This window comes from Streptomyces sp. SX-6 (assembly GCF_059089585.1).
Window position 1 is genome coordinate 195,200 of record NZ_JBTHHU010000001.1, and the last position, 17,879, is coordinate 213,078.

17 protein-coding genes, 8 tRNA genes and 1 pseudogene are annotated in these 17,879 nt (G+C 72.7%); 11 read left to right on the top strand and 15 right to left on the bottom strand.

Features of this window, described 5'->3' with window-relative positions; translation table 11 throughout:
* Positions 1-4 precede the first annotated feature (4 nt).
* Both ACV530_RS00910 and ACV530_RS00915 read right to left on the bottom strand, forming a co-directional pair.
* Positions 5-1,162, bottom strand: a complete 1,158-nt coding sequence (locus ACV530_RS00910; RefSeq protein WP_494330225.1) for a hypothetical protein — start codon at positions 1,160-1,162, stop codon at positions 5-7.
* The gene (locus ACV530_RS00915; protein WP_494330226.1) at positions 1,162-1,740 is read right to left on the bottom strand and encodes a DUF4365 domain-containing protein; all 579 of its coding nucleotides are present in this window, start codon (positions 1,738-1,740) and stop codon (positions 1,162-1,164) included. The genes ACV530_RS00910 and ACV530_RS00915 overlap by 1 nt, the downstream gene beginning before the upstream one ends.
* 166 nt (positions 1,741-1,906) lie before the next feature.
* Here ACV530_RS00915 and ACV530_RS00920 point away from each other — a divergent pair, with 166 nt between their 5' ends.
* Entirely contained in the window at positions 1,907-2,632 is a 726-nt protein-coding gene (locus tag ACV530_RS00920) for an exonuclease domain-containing protein (protein WP_494330227.1), read from the top strand.
* A gap of 53 nt (positions 2,633-2,685) precedes the next feature.
* Here the strand turns inward: ACV530_RS00920 and ACV530_RS00925 are convergent.
* The 3 genes from ACV530_RS00925 to ACV530_RS00935 form a co-directional block, all read right to left on the bottom strand.
* Positions 2,686-2,757: transfer RNA gene (locus ACV530_RS00925), tRNA-Val, on the bottom strand.
* A 62-nt stretch (positions 2,758-2,819) separates the two neighbouring features.
* A complete protein-coding gene (locus ACV530_RS00930) occupies positions 2,820-3,299 on the bottom strand; it encodes an SRPBCC family protein (protein ID WP_494330228.1) in 480 nt (159 codons plus the stop codon).
* 71 nt (positions 3,300-3,370) lie between these two features.
* Positions 3,371-3,442 (bottom strand) — tRNA-Val (locus tag ACV530_RS00935).
* 285 nt (positions 3,443-3,727) lie between these two features.
* Between ACV530_RS00935 and ACV530_RS00940 the strand changes: the two genes are divergently transcribed.
* Complete coding sequence (locus tag ACV530_RS00940; protein WP_004942301.1) at positions 3,728-4,141, top strand: SsgA family sporulation/cell division regulator; 414 nt, start codon at positions 3,728-3,730, stop codon at positions 4,139-4,141.
* 219 nt (positions 4,142-4,360) lie between these two features.
* Entirely contained in the window at positions 4,361-4,936 is a 576-nt protein-coding gene (locus tag ACV530_RS00945; protein WP_494330229.1) for a CGNR zinc finger domain-containing protein, read from the top strand.
* Positions 4,937-4,942: 6 nt separating this feature from the next.
* Here the strand turns inward: ACV530_RS00945 and ACV530_RS00950 are convergent, their stop codons facing one another.
* Together ACV530_RS00950 and ACV530_RS00955 are read right to left on the bottom strand one after the other, a co-directional pair.
* Positions 4,943-5,083, bottom strand: a complete 141-nt coding sequence (locus ACV530_RS00950; protein WP_494330230.1) for a hypothetical protein — start codon at positions 5,081-5,083, stop codon at positions 4,943-4,945.
* Positions 5,084-5,151: 68 nt separating this feature from the next.
* A complete protein-coding gene (locus ACV530_RS00955) occupies positions 5,152-5,595 on the bottom strand; it encodes a hypothetical protein (RefSeq protein WP_494330231.1) in 444 nt (147 codons plus the stop codon).
* Positions 5,596-5,762: 167 nt separating this feature from the next.
* Between ACV530_RS00955 and ACV530_RS00960 the strand changes: the two genes are divergently transcribed.
* Positions 5,763-6,269, top strand: coding sequence for a DsbA family protein (locus tag ACV530_RS00960; RefSeq protein WP_494330232.1), 507 nt, complete (start codon positions 5,763-5,765; stop codon positions 6,267-6,269).
* Here the strand turns inward: ACV530_RS00960 and ACV530_RS00965 are convergent.
* Genes ACV530_RS00965 through ACV530_RS00975 form a run of 3 tightly spaced genes read right to left on the bottom strand, consistent with a single transcriptional unit; the run spans position 6,266 to position 9,016 of the window.
* Positions 6,266-7,087 carry a GNAT family N-acetyltransferase gene (locus ACV530_RS00965; protein WP_494330233.1) on the bottom strand — a complete coding sequence of 274 codons (822 nt, stop codon included), beginning with the start codon at positions 7,085-7,087 and terminating at the stop codon, positions 6,266-6,268. The two genes, ACV530_RS00960 and ACV530_RS00965, sit on opposite strands and share 4 nt — an antisense overlap.
* A 49-nt stretch (positions 7,088-7,136) precedes the next feature.
* A complete protein-coding gene (locus tag ACV530_RS00970; RefSeq protein ID WP_494330234.1) occupies positions 7,137-7,967 on the bottom strand; it encodes an aminotransferase class IV in 831 nt (276 codons plus the stop codon).
* Complete coding sequence (locus ACV530_RS00975; protein ID WP_494330235.1) at positions 7,964-9,016, bottom strand: chorismate-binding protein; 1,053 nt, start codon at positions 9,014-9,016, stop codon at positions 7,964-7,966. The genes ACV530_RS00970 and ACV530_RS00975 overlap by 4 nt, the downstream gene beginning before the upstream one ends.
* Positions 9,017-9,188: 172 nt before the next feature.
* Between ACV530_RS00975 and ACV530_RS00980 the strand changes: the two genes are divergently transcribed.
* From ACV530_RS00980 to ACV530_RS01005, 6 genes are all read left to right on the top strand, one after another.
* Positions 9,189-9,261 (top strand) — tRNA-Gly (locus tag ACV530_RS00980).
* 33 nt (positions 9,262-9,294) lie between these two features.
* A tRNA-Cys gene (locus ACV530_RS00985) sits at positions 9,295-9,368 on the top strand.
* A 1-nt stretch (position 9,369) separates the two neighbouring features.
* A tRNA-Val gene (locus ACV530_RS00990) sits at positions 9,370-9,444 on the top strand.
* A gap of 20 nt (positions 9,445-9,464) precedes the next feature.
* Positions 9,465-9,536 (top strand) — tRNA-Val (locus tag ACV530_RS00995).
* Positions 9,537-9,547: 11 nt separating this feature from the next.
* A tRNA-Val gene (locus ACV530_RS01000) sits at positions 9,548-9,622 on the top strand.
* Between the two features lie 20 nt (positions 9,623-9,642).
* Positions 9,643-9,714, top strand: a tRNA-Val gene (locus tag ACV530_RS01005).
* Between the two features lie 194 nt (positions 9,715-9,908).
* Here ACV530_RS01005 and ACV530_RS01010 read toward each other — a convergent pair.
* Positions 9,909-10,121, bottom strand: coding sequence for a hypothetical protein (locus ACV530_RS01010; protein ID WP_494330236.1), 213 nt, complete (start codon positions 10,119-10,121; stop codon positions 9,909-9,911).
* 272 nt (positions 10,122-10,393) lie between these two features.
* Positions 10,394-10,627, bottom strand: a pseudogene (locus ACV530_RS01015) (DUF8836 family protein); the annotation flags it as partial.
* A gap of 195 nt (positions 10,628-10,822) precedes the next feature.
* Between ACV530_RS01015 and ACV530_RS01020 the strand changes: the two are divergent.
* The gene (locus ACV530_RS01020) at positions 10,823-12,067 is read left to right on the top strand and encodes a serine/threonine-protein kinase (protein ID WP_494330237.1); all 1,245 of its coding nucleotides are present in this window, start codon (positions 10,823-10,825) and stop codon (positions 12,065-12,067) included.
* On the opposite strand, the gene ACV530_RS01025 is transcribed toward ACV530_RS01020, so the two are convergent.
* The 3 genes from ACV530_RS01025 to cobT all read right to left on the bottom strand — a co-directional run bounded on the left by ACV530_RS01025 (position 12,034) and on the right by cobT (position 17,770).
* A complete protein-coding gene (locus ACV530_RS01025) occupies positions 12,034-12,852 on the bottom strand; it encodes a TrmH family RNA methyltransferase (protein ID WP_494330238.1) in 819 nt (272 codons plus the stop codon). The two genes, ACV530_RS01020 and ACV530_RS01025, sit on opposite strands and share 34 nt — an antisense overlap.
* A 42-nt stretch (positions 12,853-12,894) precedes the next feature.
* The gene (cobA, locus tag ACV530_RS01030; protein ID WP_494330239.1) at positions 12,895-14,157 is read right to left on the bottom strand and encodes a uroporphyrinogen-III C-methyltransferase; all 1,263 of its coding nucleotides are present in this window, start codon (positions 14,155-14,157) and stop codon (positions 12,895-12,897) included.
* A gap of 172 nt (positions 14,158-14,329) precedes the next feature.
* Positions 14,330-17,770: a nicotinate-nucleotide--dimethylbenzimidazole phosphoribosyltransferase gene (gene cobT, locus ACV530_RS01035; RefSeq protein WP_494330240.1), complete on the bottom strand. Its 3,441-nt coding sequence runs from the start codon at positions 17,768-17,770 to the stop codon at positions 14,330-14,332.
* Positions 17,771-17,879: the final 109 nt, after the last annotated feature.

The window sequence follows — 17,879 nt, forward strand, 5'->3', positions numbered from 1 at the left end:
ACGGTTATGCCTCACCGTCCTTGTCGCCGAAGACGTCGAGGCTCGCGTGCAGCGACTTGAGCAGCCGGTCCCGCTCCGCCTCGTCGACCTGGGCGGGCGCCACACCGCTCGCGCCGGTGAGCCGCCGGAAACCGCCCCGGCTCTCCAGCCGGCCGGTGGCCCTGACGGGCACCCCCGCCAGATGGGCCTGGCCCGCGACGCGGTAGTCGTCCTCCTCCAGTTCCATGCGTACCTCGGCCACCTCCGCCCCCGCGAGCACCCGCAACCGCACCACTCCGGCGCCGCACGGGGCCTCGCGCCACAGCCGCACCACGGTCCCCGTGAGCTGCACCGGCACCGATGGCTCGTCCCGTATGTACCGCGCGCCGGCCTCCCGCAGGGCCTGGAGGTCGCCCGGGGAGAACTCCACCGGCTCGGGCCGCTCGGCGAACCCCTCCGGGGGACCTGCCGCCGGAGCCCAGTCCACCCGGACCCGTATGCCCGCGGAACCACCGACCAGGGCGGCGACGGCCTCGGTCAGTTCCTGGCACACCCCTGCCTCCACCGCCGTGTCGAAAGCGTCCGTGCGGCCGGTGGCCCGCTGGTAGTCGGTCGCGTCGCGGGCCGCGTGCAGTGCGCGCAGCAGAGCGGTGACGGCCGGGCGCCCGTACGGGTCGTCGGGCCCGACCGGCACGAAGACGGCCAGCTCCCGGCCGGAACGCACGGGGCCCAGCAGCAGCCGGTCCAGCACGGCCTCGGCCCTGCCGCGGTGGCGGGCGCCGTGGTAGCCGGCCCGGCCCCCGGCGGCCAGGGCCCCGGCGAGCAGCATCGCCCGGGCCCCGGACCGCAGCCGCTCCTGCGCGGTCCAGGCGGCGGCCGGGGCCTGGGGCTCGGGGATGTCCCGGTGCCAGTGGATCTCGTCGCTGGGCACGCGCAGCGCGACGAGGACGTGGCGCGCGGACGGGGAGGCGCTGCGTTCCAGGGCCGTGACGGCCTCGGCGAGCAGGTCCGCGCTGTCGGGAAAAGCGCGGCTGTCGGGGACGAGCACGCTGGTGCCGACGCCTTCGGGCGGCGTCCAGCGGCTGTAGTGCCCGGCCGCTCCCCCGCGCCGCCGCCAGCCGTGGCGGGCGAGCAGGGCACCCAGGACAGCGGGATCGGCGGGGGTGGCGGCGGGCCGTTGCATCAGGGTCTCCCTCCCGCCCCCACCCGCGTCATGATCTCGCAGAGGGCGTGGTCGTCGAAGACGTGCGAGGTGGATATGCGCACGGTGGTTCTGCGCCTGCCGGTGACCGGATGTCCGGCGAGGTTGACCCAGTAGCAGCAGTGGCGCAGCTCGAGCCGGTCGTGTCCGGCGAGCAGCCACTCGTCCCGGGTACGCGGCACCACCATCACCACGAGGATCTTGTGCACCGACACCGGGGTGCGGGCCAGCTTGGCGAGGTGGTCGTTGTCGAGCGTGAAGGGGAACGTCGGGCCGGGCATCCGGGGGGCCAGTTGATAGGTGCACTTGAGCTGCACCTTGATGGTGACTTCGTCGTCCGTGGCATGGCCGGGGGCGCTGTGGCTGACGTGCCAGTCGATGCCGTAGTCGGGAAAGGGCTGTGCCAGGGAGCAGCCCGCTGCCGCGGCGACCGCATGCAAGTAGCCGATCTGCAGGGTCTCCATGCAGGCGGTGGTGGCGATGGTGCCGCGCCGTGGTGCGGGCCGCCCGGTCGGCAGCCTCCTCGCCGGCGCGGCCGGGTCGGGCTGCGCGAGCGCCATGTCCGAAACACCTTCCGGGCTCACCGGTCCTTTGGTCCGTACAAGTGTGTTGTCTCCAGACGAACTCCCCGGCAAACGACGACGGTTCGGGCTGCCGGATGACCGGGTATCACCTCGCGGGAGGGGGAAACACGCCATTTGCCGGACAAGCGCGAGGAGTTGTGACATGCCGTGCTGGTTCGAGGGGCCACTCGCCGCCTTCGACACCGAGACGACCGGTGTCGACGTGGAGCACGACCGGATCGTTTCGGCAGCCCTCGTGGTGCAGTCACAGGCGGGGGCCTCGCCGATGGCCACCCGCTGGCTGGTCGATCCGGGTGTGCCCGTGCCCGAAGGGGCGACCGCGATACACGGGCTGACCGACACCCATCTCCACCAGTACGGGCGCTGGCCGGCGCCGGTGATGGAGGAGGTGGCCCGGGCGATAGCCGAGCAGGCCACGGGGCACATCCCGCTGGTCGTGATGAACGCGCCGTTCGATCTGACCCTGCTGGACCGGGAGTTGCGGCGCCACCGGGCCCAGGCGATCACCGGGTACCTCGGGGAGACGCCGCTGTACGTCCTGGATCCCTGGGTGCTCGACAAGCATCTGGACCGCTACCGCAAGGGCCACCGCACACTGACGGACCTGTGCGCGCACTACGGCGTGGAGCTGACGGGCGCGCACGACGCGGGCGCCGACGCGGCGGCGGCCCTGGAGGTCGTACGGGCCATAGGACGCCGGTTCGCGTCACGCCTGGAGCGGCTGAGCCCGGCAGAGCTGCATGCGCGGCAGACGGTGTGGCACGCGGCGCAGGCACGCGGCCTGCAGGCGTGGTTCGCACGGAACGGTTCGGATGAGGAGTGCGATCCGGCCTGGCCGCTGAGGCCGCGCCTGCCCGCCGCCGCGTGAAGGACGACAACGCACAAGACCGGCCCGTCAGTTGACGGACCGGTCTTACAGTGTGGGCGATACTGGGATCGAACCAGTGACCTCTTCGGTGTGAACGAAGCGCTCTCCCGCTGAGCTAATCGCCCGGGAGCTTCCCGGGGTTTCCCCCGGCAACGCACTGAACAATACAGGTCGCGGCGGCTCCCCATCAAATTCCGGCCCGACGGCGTTCCAGCCGGGCCCGCAGCCCGCGCCGCCCGGCCCGCATCATCCAGGCGTGGTTGGCGACGAAGAACGGCCGGCCCGGGAGCGCCAGCAGCCGCATCAGCGGCTTGCGGACGTCCACTTCCTGTTCGAAGCGGGCCAGCGTGCCCGCGGTGCCGTGCGGCAGCAGCGTCCAGCGCACCCAGCCCTCGAGATCGCCGCGCATGGTGATCTCGAGGATGCGGGCGCGCAGGTCGTGGCGGCTCTCGCGGGCGGTGACGGCGAGCTCGTAGGGCAGGAAGGAGCGGAAGCGGACGGTGCCGCTCTTCTCGTCGATCTGGACCACTTCCCGGATCTGCGGCCACCAGGAGGGGTAGTTGTGCGCGTCCTCGAGCACCTCGTAGACGGCGCCGGGCGATGCGTCGAGGAGCCAGTCGTCGCGGAAGCGGTAGTGGTTGAGCGCGAGCCTCGGGCGTCGGGCCATGCCTGCCAGCGCATACCAAAAACCGAGGGTCCGCAAGGGGGTTGGCCTTGCGGACCCTCGGTCCATTGCTGTGGGCGATACTGGGATCGAACCAGTGACCTCTTCGGTGTGAACGAAGCGCTCTCCCGCTGAGCTAATCGCCCGGGCGCACCGCAAACATTACCGCATGTCAGGCCATGCCCAGAACCGTGCGCACCCCTGGGCGCACCACCACCGTCATCACTCTCCGTGTCCGCGCGATTCGCGAGCACCGAAAGCGTGAGATCTCACCGGAATGGGTGCATGCGCGACAGAAGCGATCGACCGTCCGAGGTATACGAAGGGCCTCAAAACGGTCAGAGGGGTTTACAACGGCACCGTAGGTGGCATGTCGATTTCGCCGACGTGCGAACCCCCGAGCGCACACTGAGCGAAAGGCCCTGGCGCTTATGAACACCACGGTCAGCTGCGAGCTGCACCTGCGCCTCGTTGTGTCGAGCGAATCGTCACTGCCTGTACCCGCAGGTCTGCGGTACGACACTTCCGATCCGTATGCCGTGCACGCCACCTTCCACACCGGAGCCGAGGAAACGGTCGAGTGGGTCTTCGCCCGGGACCTGCTCGCGGAGGGCCTGCACCGGCCCACCGGCACCGGCGACGTCCGCGTATGGCCGTCCCGCAGTCACGGCCAGGGCGTCGTGTGCATCGCTCTCAGTTCCCCCGAGGGCGAGGCCCTGCTGGAGGCTCCGGCGCGAGCCCTGGAGTCGTTCCTGAAGCGGACCGACGCGGCCGTGCCACCGGGCACCGAGCACCGGCATTTCGACCTGGATACCGAGCTCTCGCACATTCTGGCCGAGAGCTGAGGCCGGGCGGAGCCGGTACACAGCGCGCCGCCCACTCGGGGAGGCGGCGCGCACAGCACGCACATTCGTTTCGCATAGGGCATCCCACCGGTGCCGTCGTCGCGGAAAGCATCGCGACGACGGCACCGTCGCGTTGCGGCGGCAGCGGAGCCAGTAAGGTCGATGGCCCGCAGTCGAACAATTGCCGCCCCATCCGTCCGGTCAGGGAGCGAACGAACCGTGCTGATCAACCACGACATCCGGTGCGCGCTCAACGCCGTCGTCGACCTTCTGAACACCGCGCCCGGCACATCCCGGGCGCCGGGTGATCCCGCCGGCGACAGCCTCATGGATCTCGCCGCGCTGCACGCGTTCGCCGAGCGCAACGCCATCAGCGGTGTCGACGACCTCCGGCCGGAGGACCTGATCGCGGTGCGGGCCGTCCGGGGACGCTTCGCCCAGGTACTCGGCGCGGACACCACCCCGGCCGCCGCCGAAATGCTCAACGCCCTGGTCGCGGAGGCCGGGACCACACCACAGCTGACCGATCACGACGGTTACGACTGGCACGTGCACTACTTCGCGCCCGGCGCCTCCCTCGCCGAGCACCTCGCGGCGGACGGCGGCATGGCGCTCGCGTTCCTGCTCGTCGCGGGCGAGCGCGAGCGGCTGCGGCGCTGCGGAGCGCCGGGCTGCGGGCGCGCCTTCGTCGATCTGTCCCGTAATCGTTCGCGCCGCTACTGCGACGGCCGTACCTGCGGCAACCGGCTCCATGTCGCCGCGTACCGGGCGCGCCGGAGGGAAGCCGCGAGCTGAGGGGCCTCACCAGCGGTAGAGGTCGTGGACGGCGGTCAGCAGGATCAGCGTGGCCACGAAGGTGAGGAAGAACATCAACGGCGGTTGGGACAAGGCGAATAAACAGCCGCGGGGTTCCTCGGTCGTGTCCGGTGGTTCGTTGTTCATCTCCGGCAGATGATGGCGCAGAGGAACCCGCCCGCATCACCAACACGCCAGCTGTGCGCGGGAGTTCGTCAGATCCCGTGCTTCTTGAGGATGGCCTCGATGTCCGAGAAGTCCTCGCTGCCGGACTTGGGCTTGGCCTTGCTCTTCGGGCGTTCCGGCGCCCGGACGGCGGCCGGGGAAGGCGCGTTGGCGGCCGGCGCCACGGCGTCGCGGCGGGCGACGGCGGCGGGCTCCCCGGCTCCTCCCCGTGCTCCGGCACCGCGGCGCTCGGCGATCCTGCTCGCCATGAACAGCAGGAAGGAGAACCCGAGAACGCAGAAGCCCACCCAGACCATCGGGTCGAAGACCAGTTTGGTGGCCCACTTGACGAGCCCCGTCATGACCAGCCCGACGGGGATGAGGGAGTAGGCCGCGATCCGGGTCGCGGCGAGAAAGCGCTTGCGGTACGCCGTCAGCAGGGCGATGCCCAGGCCGCCCGCGGACACCGCGGCGCATACGGTCTCGGTCAGCATCCCGTCCTCCTGCCGGTGTGAAGTTCCCTCATCCATCCTGCACCGGCCGGTGCCGTGCATGCCATGATCAGGAGAAAGCTCAGGGAGAACTCCGGGATCGCCTTGGGGGTGATCTCCTCCTCAGGGCCGAGATCCCGCTCCTCCGCGCGGACTGGGAGACTGGCCCCATGAGCGACACCACCACCTCCCGCGCCGTCCTCGACGTCTGGTGCGAGCTGCAGTGCCCCGACTGCCGTACGGCCCTCGACGACCTCCGCGCGCTGCGCGCCCGCTACGGCGAACAGTTGGAGATCCGGCTGCGGCACTTCCCGCTGGAGCGGCACAAGCATGCGTACGCCGCCGCACAGGCCGCCGAGGAGGCCGCGGTGCAGGGGCAGGGATGGCCGTACGTCGAGGCGGTTCTGGCCCGCACCGAGGAGCTGGGCACCCGGGGCGAGCGGTTCCTCGTCGACGTGGCGGGCGAGCTCGGGCTGGACGCCGAGGAGGTGGACACCGCGCTGATCGACGGGCGGCACCTGCTGATCGTCGACGCGGATCAGGCCGAGGGCAAGGCGATCGGTGTGACCGGCACGCCCACGTACGTCATCGGCGGCGAGCGGCTCGACGGCGGGAAGAGCCAGGAGGGGCTGCGCGAACGCATCGAGAAGATCGCCGACCGGCTGCTGGCCGGCTAGAGCAGTTCCTTGGAGAGATGGAAGCGCAGCGGCTCGTAGCCGAGTGACGTGTACAGCCGCAGGGCCGGTGCGTTGGCGGTGGAGACGTGGAGCGCGAGCGTGTGCGCGCCGGCCGCCAGGGTCTCGCGTTCGGCGACGAGCATCAGCGTGCGGCCGTGTCCGCGACCCCGGTGCCCGGGGGTGACTTCGACGTACACGACGTAGCCGCCCGCTTCCTGCTGCTCCGCCCAGAGTGTGCCGACGTCGACGCCGTCGTGGGCCAGGACGCGCAGGGCGGTTCCGGCGGTGTCCGGGCCGTGCGGCAGCCGGGCGGTGTGGTCCCGCTCCGTCGCGGCCTCGGCGCTGTGCCGGGGCACGCCGAGCCTCACCAGGGCCTGTACGCCCGCTTCTTTTGCCACAGTGCACCAGGCCGGGTACTCGGCCCGGTCCATGGGCCGTACGACGCTGCCCGGGGGCAGGCCGGGCGGGGTGGTGAGCGGCTTGGCCATGTCGCGGCTGTTCTCGCGGTAGCCGAGGGCGGCGGCAAGCGCGAGCGCTGTCCCGGCGCCTGCCGGGACAGCCACGTCGACCCGTCGGCAGCCCCAGCCGCGCAGCACTTCCTCGGCGGCGAGGGCGGCGACCGTCCCGCGCCCGCGGTGCCGGTCCCGCTCGTCGACGGCGAGCCGGGTTATCCGGCCGGCGTGCGGCCCGAAGCGGGCGTCCACGGCGAGGTCGATGCCGCCGACGGGCCTGCCGTTGACGCAGATGTCGTAGGAGCGGGACCTGCTGCCGTCGTCGGTGCGCTGCTCGGGTGCGGTGGGTCGCAGGGTGGTGGTCACGTTGGTGTTGTACCTGCCGGGCGGGGCCCGCGTCCCGGGCTTTGACGGATCAGGGTTGCGGGTCGGGGTCGGCGGCGGCGCGTTCCTCGAAGATCCGCATGGCCTTCAGGGTCACCGGGCCCGGCGCGCCCGGCAGGCGGCGGCCGTCGATGGTGTGCACGGCCTGGACGTCACGGAGGGTGGACGTCAGGAAGACCTCGTCGGCCCGCTCCAGGACGTCCATCGGCAGGTCGGTCTCCTTGGCCCCCGTCCATTCGACGACGAGGGCGCGGGTGATGCCGGGCAGACAGCCGGAGGCGATCGGCGGCGTGTGCAATTCGCCGTCGAGGACGACGAAGACGTTGGAACCCGTGCCTTCGCAGAGCGCGCCGCCGGTGTTGGCGAACAGCGCCTCGGTGGCGCCCTGTTCCTTCGCCCTGGCGAGGGCGAGGACGTTCTCGGCGTACGAGGTGGACTTGATCCCGACGAGGGCGCCGCGTTCGTTGCGGGTCCAGGGGACGGTGACGACGGCCGTGGTGTCGGAGCGGCGGGAGTCCTCGCCAAGGGCGACGAGGAGGGTGGGGCCGGTGGTGCCACGGTCGGATCCGAGCGGGGAGATCCCGCCGGTGTAGGTGATCCGCAGGCGGCCGAGGTGCGTGGGACGGGCCTCGAGAACCGCCGTGCAGGCCCGGCGCACCTCGTCGAGGTCGGGCTCGGGCAGTCCGAGGCCCCGGGCGGAGCGGGCGAGCCGGTGGAGGTGGCGGGTCAGGGCGAAGGGCCGGCCGTCGACCGCCTTGACGGTCTCGAAGACCCCGTCGCCGACCGTGAGCCCGTGGTCGAACACCGAAACCTGTGCCTCGCTCGCGTCGCGGAGCGCGCCGTTGAACCAGATTCTGGTCACCGTCTCATTCCTCCCAGCGGCCGATGTGTGCCTGACGCTATCGCGAGCAGCCGGGCCGCCTTGAGTTCCGTCTCGGCCCACTCGCGTTCCGGGTCCGAGCCCCAGGTGATGCCCGCTCCGGTGCCGAATCTCAGTGAAACACCGCCGGGTGTCGTGCGGTCGATCCAGAAGGTGCGGATGCCCACCGCGAGCTCACCCGTCCCCCGGTCGGCATCCACCCAGCCGATTCCGCCGCAGTAGGGGCCGCGGGGCGCGGTCTCCAGGGATTCGATGATCTGCAGTGCGCTGGCCTTGGGGGCTCCCGTCACCGATCCCGGCGGGAAGGTCGCGGCGAACAGCTCCGCCCAACCGGCGCCGTCGGCCATCTCGCCCCGCACGGTGGAGACGAGGTGGACCAGGCCGGGGTGCTGCTCGACCGCACAGAGTTCCGGAACGGTCACGGAGCCGGTGGCACAGACCCGGCCGAGGTCGTTGCGGACCAGGTCCACGATCATCACGTTCTCGGCATGGTCCTTCTCCAGCAGGTCCGCGGCGGTGCGTCCGGTGCCCTTGATCGGACCGGACTCCACGGTGCTGCCGGTGCGGCGCAGGTAGAGCTCGGGAGAGGCCGTGGCGACCTCCACACCGTGAGCGGGCAGCCGAACCGTTCCTGCGTAGGGCGCGGGGTTGCCCTCGGCGAGCAGGGCGGTGAGGGCGTCCACGTCGGCGGCATCCGGGTCCGGCAGGGACGCGTTCAGCACCCGGCAGAGATTGGCCTGGTAGACCTCGCCGGCCGCTATGTGCTCGCGTATGCGCCGCACGCCGGCCGTGTAGGCGGCGTGGTCGAGGGAGCTGGTCCAGGCGTCGGGGTCAGGCCCGCGCCAGCCGGAGGCCGCCGCGGGCGGGGCGGGCCGCACGTCGCCGAAGCGGGCGCATCTGAGACCTCCCTCGAAGTCCGCGACAACGGCCCACCATCCCTTCGACTCGAGGGCTGCCGGGTCGCTGGTGACATCGCGAAGATCGGTGGCCAGGAGGCCGCCGAAGCGGGCCATCGGAGGAAGAGGGTGCACGTCAACGAGTCTATGGCGAGGGTGCCGAGGGCGGGCCGGGCCGGGGAACAGGGCAGCACGCTGCGGAAACGGAATTTGAGCTGGCGCTGGAATCCGCTAGAGTTCAACACGTCGCCGGGACGCGGAAGCGAAACGGCGAGGACACCTCTCGGACCTGGTCCGGGGGAGTCATGCGGACGTGGCTCAGCTGGTAGAGCATCACCTTGCCAAGGTGAGGGTCGCGAGTTCGAATCTCGTCGTCCGCTCTGTGGGGGATCTTCCCGAACCCCCGCTCCGTTGGTGGAGTGGCCGAGAGGCGAGGCAACGGCCTGCAAAGCCGTCTACACGGGTTCAAATCCCGTCTCCACCTCCAAGGACGATTAGCTCAGCGGGAGAGCGCTTCCCTGACACGGAAGAGGTCACTGGTTCAATCCCAGTATCGTCCACCAGGGTCTTCACGGACCCTCCCGCGCGATTAGCTCAGCGGGAGAGCGCTTCCCTGACACGGAAGAGGTCACTGGTTCAATCCCAGTATCGCGCACGCAGCATCCCGGACGATTAGCTCAGCGGGAGAGCGCTTCCCTGACACGGAAGAGGTCACTGGTTCAATCCCAGTATCGTCCACCAGGGTCTTCACAGATCCTCCCGCGCGATTAGCTCAGCGGGAGAGCGCTTCCCTGACACGGAAGAGGTCACTGGTTCAATCCCAGTATCGCGCACATGTCTGGCCGGGGGCCGGGGCGTTGAGCTCCGGCCCCCGGCCTTTTGCCGTCCGCGCCCGAGCGGGCACGTGGCACCGGCCGGGCACCCTTCCAGGTGCCCGGCCGGGCGTGCCGTCCGCCGCACCCCCGTCCCCACGGGGCTGATGGCCGGTTCGTCCCCGGCCCGGGCCGCTCTCCCGGGCCCGGAGCGCTCAGCGCCCCAGCAAGCCGGCCACGGACGACGCTTGAGTGACGACGGCATCCCAGCCGCCGCAGGACACGGCGAGGAAGACCGCGAAGGGGAGCACGATCGCCAGGGCGACCAGCGGATGACGCGTGTCCGGCACATGACCGAGACCGTCCACGGTCCGGGAACCGTGTGCCCGGCCGGGCGTACGGACCGCCCGTGGTGGCTCCTGCGCCATCGTGCTTCTCCCGCCGTGCCCGGCCCTGTTGGGCCCTCCTCTGCCGTGTCCGGCACTGCCACGTCCGGCAGCGGCGGACGTCTGACCTCGGGGGACGAGTGGTACGCCCGCCGCTTGGACTCAACGTTAGGGGCCACCGCGCAGCCTGGCGTCATGCCCGCGTACCGCTTGTGCGGCCTCCCCGAGGATGACGCCGGACGGGGGCGGCTACTCCCCTGGGTGGAGACCGGGGCCGCAGCTCCCGGGGACATCCCGGAGGGGGCGTGCGTCCGCCTCCCGCTCCGGCCCGGGGACCTGCCGGCCGGGTGCTCGACCAGCGCCAGCACCCGGCCGGCCATGAACCGCGCGGTGCGCACGACCGTTCCCGCTCTCGTGACTTCGCTCACTTCCACCACTCCGCAGCGGACCGCCGCCTCCACTCTCCGGCCTGCCTTGTCTGCCATCACTTCATACGTTCGAGTCGTGGCTCCGGCATCCACGACAATCTCCACCCGGTCACCCTTCATGGCGTCAATCCCCCTCCCTCGGCGGCCCTTTGAGGCAGCACGTCCCTGCCGGGGGCCCGGTTCGGGCGCCCCGACATCGTTTTCCGAGCATCCCACCGGGCACTGACAATCCGGTCGCCGACGCATGCGCGGCCTCGCAGCGCACCCGGCTGTCAGTCCGTAAGCTGTGGCACGTCAGATGGACCGGCAGCGGGGATGAAGATGACGATGATGCGGCTCCGGCGCGAGGACCCGCGTGTCGTCGGCTCGTTCCGGCTTCACCGCCGGCTCGGTGCGGGCGGCATGGGCGTGGTGTACCTGGGCTCCGACCGGCGTGGCCAGCGGGTGGCGCTGAAGGTGATCCGGCCGGATCTGGCGGAGGATCAGGAGTTCCGTTCCCGCTTCGCGCGGGAGGTATCGGCAGCCCGGCGGATCCGCGGCGGCTGCACGGCGCGGCTGGTGGCCGCCGATCTCGACGCCGACCGGCCGTGGTTCGCCACCCAGTACGTTCCGGGTCCCTCGCTGCACGACAAAGTCACCGAGGAAGGGCCCCTGTCGGCGGCTCAGACCGCCTCCATCGGGGCGGCGTTGGCCGAGGGGCTGCTGGCGGTGCACGACGCCGGAGTGGTCCACCGTGACCTCAAGCCGTCGAACATCCTGCTCTCCCCCAAGGGCCCCCGCATCATCGACTTCGGCATCGCCTGGGCGACAGGGGCGAGCACACTGACGCATGTGGGGACGGCTGTCGGCTCCCCCGGCTTCCTCGCGCCCGAACAGGTGCGCGGTGCCGCGGTGACGCCTGCGACGGACGTCTTCGCGCTGGGAGCGACCCTCGCGTACGCCTCGACCGCGGACTCCCCCTTCGGGCAGGGCAGTTCGGAGGTCATGCTCTACCGCGTGGTGCACGAGGAGCCGCAGCTGATGGGCGTGCCCGACGCGCTGGCGCCGCTGGTGTACGCCTGCCTGGCCAAGGATCCCGAGGAGCGGCCCAGCACCCTCCAGCTCTCGCTGCGCCTCAAGGAGATCGCGGCACGCGAGGCGCACGGGCTGGCGGACCGCCGGGTGCCGGCCCGTCGTGCGCCCGAGCGGCCGTCGGGCGAGCGTGCCGAGGAGTACGCGGCGCAGCGCACCGAACCGCGGTACTCCGGCTCGTCCTCCTCCCGGCCGTCCGCGTCCGCGCGGCCCCGGGGGCAGAAGCGGCCCGTGGGGCAGGGCGGGGCTCGTCCCGCTGCGCGCAAGGGACCCCGCGGGGGCACGGCTCCCGCCCCCCGCCGCCGGGGGCCGGACGGGCGGCTGCTGCGCCAGCGGCTGATCGTGTTCGTCGTGGTGACGCTGCTGGTGGCCCTGGGCATCGCGGCGGCCCAGGGGTGCGACGGCCCCAAGAAGAAGGCGGGGCTCGGGCTTTCCTGCCCCGCCGCCGTCCAGTCTCAGTCCTGCGGACGGCCCGACGCGACCGCGTAGAACGCCACGGCCGCCGCGGCTCCCACGTTGAGCGAGTCGATCCCGTGGGCCATGGGGATGCGTACCCACTCGTCGGCCGCCCTCAGCGCGCGTACGGACAGGCCCTCGCCCTCCGCGCCGAGCATGAGCGCGACCCGGTCCAGCCGGTGCGGCGCGGCGACGTCCATGGGCACGGCCTTCTCGTCCGGGGTGAGGGCGAGCACCTTGAACCCGGCCGCGCGGACGGTCTCCAGGTCACGGGGCCAGGTCTCGAGCCGGGCGTACGGAACGGAGAAGACCGCTCCCATGGAGACCTTCACCGACCGCCGGTAGAGCGGGTCCGCGCAGTCCGGGGACAGCAGGACGGCGTCCATGCCGAGCGCCGCGGCGCTCCGGAAGATGGCCCCGATGTTGGTGTGATCGTTCACGGCCTCCATCACGGCGACGCGCCGGGCCGTGCGCAGGAGCTCGGCGGCCTCCGGAAGCGGCTTGCGCTGCATGGAGGCCAGTGCCCCGCGGTGCACGTGATAGCCCGTCACCCGCTCGGCGAGGTCCGGGCTCACCGTGTAGACCGGGGCGGGGGCCTCGTCGATGACGTCGCGCATGGTGTCGGCCCACTTGGGGGTGAGCAGCATCGAGCGCATCGCGTACCCGGACTGCCGGGCACGGCGGATGACCTTCTCGCCCTCCGCGATGAAGAGCCCTTCGGCGGGTTCGCGGCGCCGCCGCAGCTCCACGTCGGTGAGACCGGTGTAGTCGTGCAGACGCGGGTCTTCGGGGTCGTCGATGGTGATGAGTTCGGCCACGGGATTGCTGCCTTGCCTTGGTACGGGTGCCAACTGAAGCCGTCAGCGGCCGGTTTCCGGTCCGACCGCCACGACGGCGCCGATCACGATGACGGCCGGCGGCCGTATGCCCTCGTCCCTGACCCGCTCCCCCACGCTCTCCAGGGTGGCGTCCACCCGGCGCTGGGCCGCGGTGGTGCCCTCCTGCACCACTGCGACGGGGGTGCCGGCGGGACGTCCGTGGCGGATGAGCGCCGCGGCGATGGAACCGATGTTCTCCACGGACATCAGCAGGACGAGTGTGCCGCGGAGCCCGGCGATCGCGGCCCAGTCGACGAGCGAGCGCGGGTCGTCGGGAGCGACGTGCCCGCTGACGACCGTGAACTCGTGCGCCACGCCACGGTGGGTGACGGGGATTCCGGCGGCGCCCGGCACGCTGATGGAACTGGAGATGCCGGGCACGACGGTGCACGGGATGCCGTGCTCGGCCAGTGCCTGCGCCTCCTCCATGCCCCGGCCGAAGACGAAGGGGTCACCGCCCTTGAGCCGCACGACCGCCTTGCCGGCCCGGGCGTGTTCGACGAGGGCGTTGTTGATGGCTTCCTGGGCCATGAACCGGCCGTACGGGATCTTCGCCGCGTCGATCACCTCGACGTGCGGCGGAAGCTCGTCGAGCAGGTCGCGCGGACCGAGCCGGTCGGCGATGACGACGTCGGCCTCGGCGAGGAGCCTGCGGCCCCGCACGGTGATCAGGTCCGGGTCGCCCGGACCGCCGCCGACGAGCGCGACGCTGCCCGCGGCCGGACGCACCCGGTAGTGCGGTGCCGCGAGCGAACCGTCGCGCAGGCCCTCGACGATGGCGTCCCGCACGGCGGCGGAACGGCGGGGGTCCTGCCCGGTCAGCACCGCGACGGTCACGCCCTCGCTGCGGCCGGTGGCCGGGGTCCAGGCGGAGGCGGCAGCGGCGTCGTCGCTGCGGACGGCCCACACGCGGCGGGCCTCGGCCTCGGCGGAGGCGGCCTCGTTGGCGGCGGGATCGTCGGTGGTGATCAGGGCGTACCAGGCACCGTCCAGGTCGCCGTCGCGGTAGCGGCGGCGCTCCCAGCGCAGTTCGCCGGTCTCGGCCATCGCCTCGACGGACGGGGTGGCGGACGGCGAGATCAGCACGACGTCGGCACCCGCCGCGAGCAGCGCGGGCAGGCGGCGCTGCGCGACCTGGCCCGCGCCGAGGACCACGACGCGGCGGCCCGCGAGGCGCAGGCCCACGGGGTAGGCGGGCCGTTCCGGGGACGCGGCGGTGTCGGCGTGCTCGGCGTGCTCGGCCATGGCGGTGCGGCTCTCCTCGTGCGAATGCTGCGCTTGCCGCTGCTGCGGTGGAGCGGCGGTTCGAATACGGGGTGCGGCCCCGGGAACACCCTAGCCAGGGGACGGGTCCGGACGGGCGGGTACGGGGCGGTACGGACCTCGCCGGGTCCGTACCGCCCCGTACCCGCTCGGGTCAGCTCTTCTCGGTGACGCCCGCGGTGTCGAACGTCGCGACCTCGTGCATGGCGCGGGCCGCGCTCTGCACCACCGGCAGGGCCAGCAGGGCACCCGTGCCCTCGCCCAGCCGCAGGTCGAGGTCGACCAGCGGACGCAGTCCCAGCTTGGTGAGCGCCGCGACATGGCCCGGTTCGGCGCTGCGGTGGCCCGCGATGCAGGCGGCGAGCGCTTCGGGGGCGATGGCGCGGGCGACGAGCGCCGCGGCTCCGGCGCTCACACCGTCGAGGATCACGGGAGTGCGCAGCGAGGCTCCGCCCAGGATCAGCCCGACGAGCGCGGCGTGTTCGAGCCCGCCGACGGCGGCGAGGACACCGATCGGGTCCTCCGGATCCAGCCGGTGCAGTTCGAGGGCGCGGCGCACGACGTCGATCTTGCGGGCGTGCATCTCGTCGTTGATGCCCGTGCCGCGGCCGGTGACCTCGGCGGGGTCGGCCCCCGTGTAGACGGAGATCAGGGCGGCGGACACGGTGGTGTTGGCGATGCCCATCTCGCCCGTCAGCAGGGCCTTGTTGCCCGCCGTGACGAGGTCGCGCGCGGTCTCGATGCCGACCTCGACGGCGCGCAGCGCCTCCTCACGGGTCATCGCGGGGCCGGCGGTGAAGTCGTCGGTGCCGGGGCGGACCTTGCGGGGCACCAGGCCGGGGGTGGCAGGGAGGTCGGCCGCGACGCCGACGTCCACGATGCAGACCTCCGCGCCGACCTGGTTGGCGAAGGCGTTGCACACCGCGCCGCCGCCCAGGAAGTTGGCGACCATCTGCGAGGTGACCTCCTGCGGCCAGGGCGTGACGCCCTGGGCGTGCACGCCGTGGTCGCCCGCGAAGATCGCGACCGCGGCCGGCTCCGGGATGGGCGGCGGGCACTTGCGGGACAGGCCGCACAGCTGCGCGGAGATGATCTCGAGCATGCCGAGGGCGCCGGACGGCTTGGTCATGCGCTTCTGGCGCTCCCATGCCTCGCCGAGCGCCTTGGCGTCCAGCGGGCGGATGCCGCGCAGGGTCTCGGCGAGCAGGTCGTGCGGGTCCTCGCCGGGCAGGGCCCGGCGGCCGTACGTCTCCTCGTGCACGACCCAGGACAGCGGCCGGCGCTTGGACCAGCCCGCCTGCATCAGTTCGGGCTCGTCGGGGAACTCGTCGACGTAGCCGACGCACAGGTAGGCGACGATCTCGAGGTGGTCGGGCAGGCCGAGTTCGCGTACGAGCTCGCGCTCGTCGAAGAAGCTGACCCAGCCGACGCCGAGTCCTTCGGCGCGGGCCGCGAGCCAGAGGTTCTCGACGGCGAGCGCGGAGGAGTACGGGGCCATCTGCGGCTGGCTGTGCCGGCCGAGGGTGTGGCGCCCGCCGCGGGTCGGGTCGGCGGTGACGACGATGTTGACGGGCGTGTCGAGGATCGCCTCGATCTTCAGTTCCTTGAACTGCTTGGCCCGTGCCTTGGGCAGCGAGTCCGCGTACGCCTGGCGCTGGCGTGCCGCCAGTTCGTGCACCGTCCGCCGGGTTTCGGCGGAGCGGATGACGACGAAGTCCCAGGGCTGCGAGTGCCCGACGCTGGGCGCGGTGTGCGCGGCCTCGAGGACGCGCAGCAGCACGTCGTGCGGGATGGGGTCGGGGCGGAAGCCGTTGCGGATGTCGCGCCGTTCGCGCATCACCCGGTGGACGGCGTCCCGCTCGGCGTCCTCGTACCCGCCGGCCGGGGGGCCGAGGGGCTCGGGGACGTCGGCGGGCTCGGCCTCCGGCTCCGGGGCGGCGTTCTCCAGGACGGCATCCGCCGGGGCGGCGTCCGGCTGGGGCTCCTCCTGCCGGACGAACTCGAAGGCGGGTTCGGCGTCCTGCTCCTGCGGCGGCGCGGAGACGACGGCCTCCGCGGCCGGGGCGGCCTCGGGCTGGGCCGTCTCCGGCTGTGCTTCCGGAGCGGCGGCGGCCTCGGCCGGCTGCGGCTGCTCGGCGGCGGGCGCGGGGGGCGGCGCCGGTGCGTCCTGCACGAGGACGGGCGGGGCCGCCTCGGGCTGCGGAGCCTCGGGCAGCTGGGCTTCGGGCAGTTGGGCTTCGGCCGGCTCGGGCTGCGACGGCTCGGGCTGTGCCGGAACAGGCTGTGCCGCCTCGGGCTGCGCCACCTCGGCCTGTGCCTGGACAGGCTCGGCCGGCGGCACCATGACGGGGCCCTGCGGCTGGGGCTCGGAGGGAGCCGCCGGGACGTCCGCGACGGCGGCGGGGGCCTCCGGCTGCGGTGCGGCCTCGGGCAGGGCCGGTTCGGCGACGACAGGCGGCTCCGGGACCACAGGAGCGGCGGCCTGCTCCTGCGGAGCGGGCTCGGCGGCAACCTGGGCGGCCGGGGCCTGGACAGGGGTCGCGGGAACGGCGTCGGCGGCCGGCACGTGGTCGGGGGCGGGCTCCGGCTCCGTCACCGCGGCGGCTTGCTCGCCGGCCTGCGGGACGGCCGGTGCTGCGGGCACGGCCTCGGCCACGACGGGCTCGGCGGCGGCAACGGGCTCTGCGGCAACGACCGGCTCTGTGGCAACGACCGGCTCGGCAGCGACGGCAGGCTCGGCGACGACGGGCTCGGCGGGCTGCTCCACCGGGGCGGCTGCCTGCTGCTCCGTGGCCTCCTGCTCCGCGGCGCGCGCCGGGGGCACGGTCGCGTGAACCGCCTCCGGCGCGGCCTCGGCCGGAGCGACCGACGCACCGTCAACCGGCGCCGCGGCAACGGCGGCACTCTCCGCGTTCTCCGCCGCCGGTTCGGCGACGGCGGGCGCGTCGCCCGTGTTCTGCGCCATCTGCGCCGGGACGAACGCGACAGCGGGTTCGGGGACAGCCGGGGCCACGGGCTCGGGCGCCTGCTCCTGCGCGGAGACCACGGGTGCCGGAGCGGGTGCCTCCGCGACCGGGGCCTGCTGCGGCTGGGTGTCCCATATGCCCGGCTGCGCCGGGGTTTCGGGCACCGCAGCCGGTGCGGGTGCCGGTGCGGGCTCGGCGACGGGCTGCGGGACATCGAGGTATTCGGGCGCCGGTGCGGCGGGCTGACGGACCGGCGTGCCGACGGGCTGCGGCGAGGTGGCCGGACCGCGGTCGGCGAGGGAGCGTACGACGCCGTTCGAGTTGTCCGGCACGGGCGGGCCCATGTGCAGCGGGCGCCGGGGGGCGGCGGGGGCCGCAGGGGGCGCGGCGGGCGTGTGCGCCCCGTCGTGGCCCTGGACCGGGGGCTGTTCCATCCAGGCGCCCTGGGCGCCCGGCATCAGCAGCAGGTCGTCCTCGTCCCCGGCGTCCGCCGGGTCGAGGAAGCTGTACGTGGAAGGACGGAGTCCGGTGTCGGCAGGAGCCGTGGGATCCGCGGGATGCGGGTGCCCGGGCGTTGCGCCTGCGTTCTCCGGCTGTCCCTCACCCGGGAACCGGCCGGTGTCGGTCATGCGTACCCCTCGCCCATCGGTAGTGCTCCTTCCAACCGCTCACGCCCATAGTCAAGAACGAGCGTCCAAGTCTCGCGGCACGTTGTGCACCGCCCGAGCCACCCTGCCG

What these genes read in the sequence shown, in the direction of transcription:
- ACV530_RS00910 (WP_494330225.1), bottom strand. Translation starts at nt 1,162, where the DNA reads ATGCAACGGCCCGCCGCCACCCCCGCCGATCCCGCTGTCCTGGGTGCC.
- ACV530_RS00915 (WP_494330226.1), bottom strand. Translation starts at nt 1,740, where the DNA reads ATGGCGCTCGCGCAGCCCGACCCGGCCGCGCCGGCGAGGAGGCTGCCG.
- ACV530_RS00920 (WP_494330227.1), top strand. Translation starts at nt 1,907, where the DNA reads ATGCCGTGCTGGTTCGAGGGGCCACTCGCCGCCTTCGACACCGAGACG.
- ACV530_RS00930 (WP_494330228.1), bottom strand. Translation starts at nt 3,299, where the DNA reads ATGGCCCGACGCCCGAGGCTCGCGCTCAACCACTACCGCTTCCGCGAC.
- ACV530_RS00940 (WP_004942301.1), top strand. Translation starts at nt 3,728, where the DNA reads ATGAACACCACGGTCAGCTGCGAGCTGCACCTGCGCCTCGTTGTGTCG.
- ACV530_RS00950 (WP_494330230.1), bottom strand. Translation starts at nt 5,083, where the DNA reads ATGAACAACGAACCACCGGACACGACCGAGGAACCCCGCGGCTGTTTA.
- ACV530_RS00955 (WP_494330231.1), bottom strand. Translation starts at nt 5,595, where the DNA reads ATGCTGACCGAGACCGTATGCGCCGCGGTGTCCGCGGGCGGCCTGGGC.
- ACV530_RS00960 (WP_494330232.1), top strand. Translation starts at nt 5,763, where the DNA reads ATGAGCGACACCACCACCTCCCGCGCCGTCCTCGACGTCTGGTGCGAG.
- ACV530_RS01010 (WP_494330236.1), bottom strand. Translation starts at nt 10,121, where the DNA reads ATGGCGCAGGAGCCACCACGGGCGGTCCGTACGCCCGGCCGGGCACAC.
- ACV530_RS01020 (WP_494330237.1), top strand. Translation starts at nt 10,823, where the DNA reads ATGAAGATGACGATGATGCGGCTCCGGCGCGAGGACCCGCGTGTCGTC.
- cobA (WP_494330239.1), bottom strand. Translation starts at nt 14,157, where the DNA reads ATGGCCGAGCACGCCGAGCACGCCGACACCGCCGCGTCCCCGGAACGG.
- cobT (WP_494330240.1), bottom strand. Translation starts at nt 17,770, where the DNA reads ATGACCGACACCGGCCGGTTCCCGGGTGAGGGACAGCCGGAGAACGCA.